Raw genomic sequence first — 1,481 nt, forward strand, 5'->3', positions numbered from 1 at the left:
CTAGGGCGCGTATCGAGTCGTGATCAAACTGCCTGCTGCATAAGCCGGTTGAGGCGGCCTGCGTCGACTCGCGTGAGATCATCCGTCCATGAGCAGCGATCTGGAAGTAAGTGCTCTGGCGATCAATGTCGTGATCCCGCAGGCGCTCCGCTGGACGGACACTCGACGCGGTGAAGCGTTCACGCTGACCACACTCAACGTCAGGCTTCTCCCGGACGGTCACCTCGCCGTGAAGGCTTATGGCAGACCGGTCGGTGGTGGCCGGGGCGCTTACGTCTCGTTCCCTGTGCCCGATAAACCCGAACTGGCGGCCCTGGTCTCCGATGCTGCCAGCCGTGCCGGGGTGTTGTGGGCTGCCCATCGTGGTCTCGGATGATCTTGGAGCGCATAAGGGGCCGTGATCAATCTGCGGGAATCGCCCTCGTGGCGGGGTCTGGACCGGTAGATCTTCTTGCGTGACGCGAGTGCAACTGACCGATGGGGAATGGGAGTTCATCGAGCCGTACCTGCCGATCGGAGAGTACGGCCCGTACCCGGAGCGGCTGCGAGGGCAGTTCGAGGGCGTGATCTGGCGGTTCAAGACCGGCGGGCAGTGGCGGGAGATGCCGCAGGAGTTCGGCGCCTGGTCCACTGTGCACAACCGCTTCCGGCAGTGGCGTGACGAGGGCGTCTTCGGGGCCCTGCTGGAGGGCCTGATCGCGGAAGCGGCGAAGCGGGGCGAGGTGGACCTGTCTCTGGTCAGCATCGACTCCACCACCGTGCGCGCTCACCACGACGCCGCCGGGATGCACCTGGACCAGGACGTCCTCACTGCCCTGGAGAAGGCCGCGGCCGAGGAGGGGAAGGCCAGGTCAAAAGGGGCGGCTCCGAAGAACGAAACGGACAGGAAGCCGAAGCAGATCCGGAGCGTGAGGAGCGACGACGCACCCGGCGCCGACGCAGACTCCGTCTGAAGGCCGCTCTCCTGGGACGATCCAGGGGCGGGCAGACCAGCAAGGTCCACCTCGCCGCCGACCGCAAGTGCCGCCCGCTGGCGTTCGTCCTGACCGCGGGACAGGCCGCGGACAGCCCGCAGTTCATCCCCGTGCGGGCGAGGTACGGGTCCGCGGGCCCGTCGGCCGCCCCCGCACCCGCCCGGACGCGGTCGCTGGGGACAAGGCCTACTCATCCCGCGGCAACCGGGCCCACCTGCGTAAACACCACATCAAATCGGTCATCCCCGAGAAGAAAGACCAAGCCTCCAACCGGAAGAAGAAGGGCTGCAGAGGCGGTCGGCCTGTCAGTCACGACGCCGACCTCTACAAGGAGAGGAACACCGTCGAGCGCCTGATCAACAAGCTCAAGGCCTGGCGAGGTATCGCCACTCGGTACGACAAGACCCCGGACAGCTACCTCGCCGGCCTCCACCTGCGCGCCTCGATGCTCTGGCTCAAGGACCTCACGAGAACCGCCCCTTGATCAGAATTCGATACGCGCCCTAG

1 protein-coding gene and 1 pseudogene are annotated in these 1,481 nt (G+C 66.2%); both read left to right on the top strand.

Annotation, left to right across the window (positions count from 1 at the left end; all coding sequences use genetic code 11):
* The first annotated feature begins 88 nt into the window (after positions 1 to 88).
* Complete coding sequence (locus SRB17_RS45235) at positions 89 to 376, top strand: hypothetical protein (protein WP_153548069.1); 288 nt, start codon at positions 89 to 91, stop codon at positions 374 to 376.
* Between the two features lie 79 nt (positions 377 to 455).
* A pseudogene (locus SRB17_RS45240) lies at positions 456 to 1,458 on the top strand (IS5 family transposase).
* Positions 1,459 to 1,481: the final 23 nt, after the last annotated feature.

The sequence above is a fragment of the Streptomyces sp. RB17 genome (assembly GCF_009604455.1).
Classification (GTDB): domain Bacteria; phylum Actinomycetota; class Actinomycetes; order Streptomycetales; family Streptomycetaceae; genus Streptomyces.

Coding starts and splice junctions, on each gene's coding strand:
- SRB17_RS45235 (WP_153548069.1), top strand. CDS start 89: ATGAGCAGCGATCTGGAAGTAAGTGCTCTGGCGATCAATGTCGTGATC.